The following is a 4,496-nucleotide window of genomic DNA, read 5'->3' as shown; positions in this document are numbered from 1 at the left end:
CCTGACGTTAAGGGGGGAAGGATACAGGTGTTGATGGTACCTTACTATAAAGAAGTCTGTTGGGGCAAGGTCTTCCCCAACGGCCTGAGGCGAGGTAAAAAACACTCCTCGTTCCGATATGAAAGCCCCGGAACGCCGCCTCCCTATTTTATCTCATAACAGGCGAAACGCCAAACGTTTTATGCGCATTTTTCACCCCAAAACGTTCCCTTTTGGCTGAACGATTTCGAAGTGTCAGCCGCCCTCTCCGGTCCGCTCCGCACCGTCGATCGATGGCCGTTCCATCCGCGCCGCAAACTCGTTCTCCGTCATGCCGGCCCGCGCAGAGGCCTTCTCCATCGAAAGAAGGCCGTCCCGAACGAGGGAGAAAAGCATCTCCAGCCCGCCCTCGGCGCGGCCTTCAGCCCTGCCTCTGGCCTCACCTCTGGCCTCGCCTTCGGACCGACCCTTGGCCTCCGCGTACTTGAACGCATTGCGGTAGTCCGTCTCCGCCCGCTCCCGTATAGCGAGTAAGTTTCCGGCGGGCGTTCGTAGATTTTTCTGAGCTTGTCCATTATAGCAAAAGTAGCAGAAGCCCGGGGCGGGGAAGGAGCGGCAGGGGAGGGAATGGACGCGGAGCGCAAAAAAGACGCCCCCTCGAGGGGGGCGTCTTCTCTGAAACGATGTTGCTTAAAGCGTGTTCGTTGTTGTTGAGGGTTAAGCCTTCCTCTTCAACAGGAACGCCGCCGCAAGAGCCAGTGCCAGTCCGCCGAAGCCCGCGTCGCAGCCGCCGCCGGAGCTGGACTTCTTGCCGGAGCCGCCGCCCTTGGTCACAGTGATGCTCGTCGTTCCCTTGCCGGTGACCTTAGGATCGCTCTTCAGAACGGAGGTGGCGGTGACCGTCATGGTGCCCTCGGCGCCGGCCGTCAGGACGACCTTCTTACCGGCAAGCGGCGTCTTGATCGTGCCGCCGGTGACCGTCACGTCCTCGGAGACCACATCGGCCGAAGCGCCCTTGTAGGTCCACTCGCCCAGGGTCACGGTAACCTCGGCGCCAGGAGCCACGGACGTCGCGGAGGGCGTCAGGGTGGTCGTCAGGCTCGGGGTCTCGGGCGTGGGTTTGCCCGGGTTCACCGGGTCGGTGACGTTGGCGCCGAACTCGATGAGGATCGTGTTGCTGTTCTCGTCGAGGTGCGCGACCGCCTTGGTGTTCTCGGGCAGGTCGGAGGTGTTGGACCACACAATGCGGACCTTCGCGTAGTCCTCGTAGTTCACGTTGCTGTTCTCACGCAGGAAGTGCAGGCGGTTCCACTGAGGAGCGTTGGTGGAGAAGACCGCCTTCACCCAGCCGGCGGGGATGCTCTTCGGGTTGCTGAGCTTGGAGGTATCCAGCTGGATGACCAGACGACGGTCGCGGTCCTTCTGGCCCGCGCCGAGGCCGGTGTAGTCGATCTCGTGAGCCTGGAACACCGGGGCCTTGCCCATGGCGTCCGCGCGGCTCGACGCGATGTCGCTGTCGTTCAGCACGAGGTTGATGCGGCTGTCGTCGGTGACCCACAGGTTCATGCGGTGCGCCTTGTCCAGGTTGAAGTCGCGAACGCCGTCGGCCAGGGAGAGAACGGCCTCGGGCCATACGAAGACGTGCATGAAGGGCTCCGCATTCGCGGGGATGAGGCTCGTGCTCATGGGATAGCTGTCGAGGCGCAGCGCGCCGCGCTCGATATCAACACGCGTCGGGTTGCTCATCGTCCCCGCCACGTCCCAGCTGCCGCTGCCGCCGAAGGCGACCGTGCCGGTCCAGGAGTCATGGAAGGCGTTGCCCGTAGGCGTCGCATCCGTCTTGAACTGCTCGCCGCCCTTGTCGCTCTCATGGTAGCCGTAGCCCAGCTTGACGGCGCGCGGGTTGATGCGGAAGTTGGCCGTCTTGGCGATGCCGCGGTTCATCAGGGAGATTTCCTGGAAGGTCAGGGTCGCGCCGTTCACCGCGCCCGCAGCGCCCAGCTTCTGGCCGCGCGTCACGTTCGGCAGGTCGAAGCTCGCAGCGGCTGCAAACACGCCGACTTCTTGGGTCGTATAGCCGCGGTCCCAAGCCTCAGCCCCCTCAGCACCGATGGTGACCTCGCCGGCGCCGATGGACTTCGCCTTCGCGATCTGGAGGACGCCCGTGCTCACCAAGGTGTCGCCTTTGGCGCCGGCGCCGTTGCCGCCGATCTCGTTCTCGCCGTTGATGTAGAGCACCGCCTGCTGCGGCTCGGCGATGCCATCGTCCTTCGGGTCGTCTTTGGGGCGAAGCGCTACAGCATCCTTAGCATCAAGGATCAGGTCGAAGTTGCCCTTCAGCAGGCCGTCGACCACGCTGTTCTTCTGGTGCAGGACGACGGCGATCTGAGGATAGAAATTCTTCGAGTTAACCAGGTAGTCTTCAGCCTGGAAGACGCCGCCCTTCACGATGTTGAAGTCGTCGAAGAACTGGCTGCGGTCCAGGATGACCTTACCCTTCTCCTCCACGCGCAACGGGTTGTAGATGTCCACGTGGTTGGTTACCTTCACGAAGTTGGCGTTGCCGTCGGCAGGAGCATAGGCACACTTGGAACCCTGATACTCGGCCCACGTCTTGCCCAGCGAGCCGCGGAAGTGGTCGCCGGGCACGGTGCCCACACCGGCTATCATCTGGAGCGTTCCGTCCACCACCGTGGTGCCGCCGCGGTGGAAGGCGCCGTCCAATGCGAAGTGTGTGGAGGCAACGCTGATATTGCTGGCATGCGTCGCACTCGCTGCCAAAGTGGCGGCCTGAGCACTGCCGTAGATCCTCATCATACCGTTGCCGGTCTTCACCAGGCGCACGAATCTCCCGGCCGTATCACCCGTCGGGTTAATTGCGGCAGCGAGACCGGCATCTGGGATATTAGCCACATCCAGCTGCGCAAGGCCATCACGGAACTCAAGGCCCTGCAGCGCACCGGACGAGCTGTTCGGCGTGGAGTCCACCACGGCATAGCGAAGCGCGTCCAGAGCAGGACCCGCATCACTTTCGTCTCCAGCCAGCAAATAAAGAGGCTGACGACCTGCAACAATCAGAGCTCCCGGATCCGTATGCCCCAAGATCAGAGAGTCGACGCCATAGCCCATAAGCACGGGGGCCTTGTCCTTGGCGCGTCCCATGATGCCCACCCAACCCTGGCCAATAGAGTTGCCGCGGGTCAGGCCCAGCTTACCGCCCAGCAGGACGGTGCCGCCGCCGAAGACATTCTCATGCGTCGCATCGGGGTTGTCCTTGTTTCCCGACTTCAGGACAACCGTACCCAGCTCGCTCGTGAGGTCGGGGTCATAGTTGACGATGAGCTGACCGCCCGTATTCGGAGTAGCAGTCCCTTCTTTGATCTCCTTATTAGTCGTGGGCGCAATGGTGAGGATATCGTCCTTCGTCGCAGCCTTCAGCTGGACCACATGGTTAGGCGCTCCAAAATCAAGCTGACCCGCTGCCACGCCCTTCGTCCCCGTGCCTACCATAACACTGGTTGCAACAGTAGTAGTGGCGTAGTCATTGGTATCAGTCGCGACAATCGTCTTCAGACCGAACGCCCACGCTGCCCCGGCTCCCAGCGCCAAGGTCAGCGCCAGCAGGCCAAACAGTTTCAGTTTCTTACTCAACCTGAATTCCTCCTTCCAAAATCGAATCCATCCTGCGAGTCTCGGGCCCCTGTAAGCGCCCTCCTCCGCCGGATGCATTCCAACCTTCAGCGCGCGTCCGCCCTCTTTTCCAAAAAGTGCGGGGAAATGCGGCGGACAAAATCCGTTGCTTCCTGTTATCCCTCCCTAGTGGAAGTCCTCGGCCGAGGCCGACGACAGCGCAATGCAACGTCCCTCTCCCAACCGCTTCGGAGAAAACCGCTGCACCGCCATTCGGATGATCTCATCCGGGCACGGCGGAGGCCCAAAAATCCCCGTCCGCTGCCGATGATCCCTCCCTTCGTGATTCTTCGCTGCGTCCTTCCGTACCCCTTCGTACATTCAGATAAACGCTTACGCAGCTTGTGGAAAAAGGACGCCTGCGGGGACAATACCCCAAACCACAAAAGCAGCATACGCCCTTTAGGGTCAGATTATACACGGTGCTACGCAGAGAATGCAAGCCCCACTACGCCTTTTTGCCGCAGAAAAATGAAAAAACCACCCATAAGCAGGCGGCCAGCTCTCCAAAGCCGACAGGCTTTGGATGCTGTGCCGATCGCTTACGTCGATACGCGGCACCGTTGCCGCGCTATCGACGCAGGCAGGCGACCCACCATGGAAAAACCTGTATCGCCTAACTGCGTCGAATCGAAGCTATTGAGCTTCGCTTAAGTTGCCGCGCTATCGACGCAAGCAGACGACCCACCATGGAAAAACCTGTATCGCCTAACTGCGTCGAATCGAAGCTATTGAGCTTCGCTTAAGTTGCCGCGCTATCGACGCAAGCAGACGACCCACCATGGAAAAACCTGTATCGCCTAACTGCGTCGAATCGAAGCTATTGA

General features: G+C 61.0%; 2 protein-coding genes. Both read right to left on the bottom strand.

What is annotated here, in order from left to right:
- Positions 1-234: 234 nt before the first annotated feature.
- Positions 235-375, bottom strand: coding sequence for a hypothetical protein (locus Q0176_RS09850; protein ID WP_299302267.1), 141 nt, complete (start codon positions 373-375; stop codon positions 235-237).
- A gap of 321 nt (positions 376-696) precedes the next feature.
- Entirely contained in the window at positions 697-3,630 is a 2,934-nt protein-coding gene (locus Q0176_RS09845) for a Synerg-CTERM sorting domain-containing protein (protein WP_299302264.1), read from the bottom strand.
- Positions 3,631-4,496 lie beyond the last annotated feature (866 nt).

This window comes from uncultured Fretibacterium sp., assembly GCF_938040765.1.
In the GTDB taxonomy this organism is placed as follows: Bacteria; Synergistota; Synergistia; order Synergistales; family Aminobacteriaceae; genus CAJPSE01.
The sequence above is the reverse complement of the archived record's forward strand: the minus strand, read 5'-3'. Positions and strand labels throughout refer to the sequence as shown.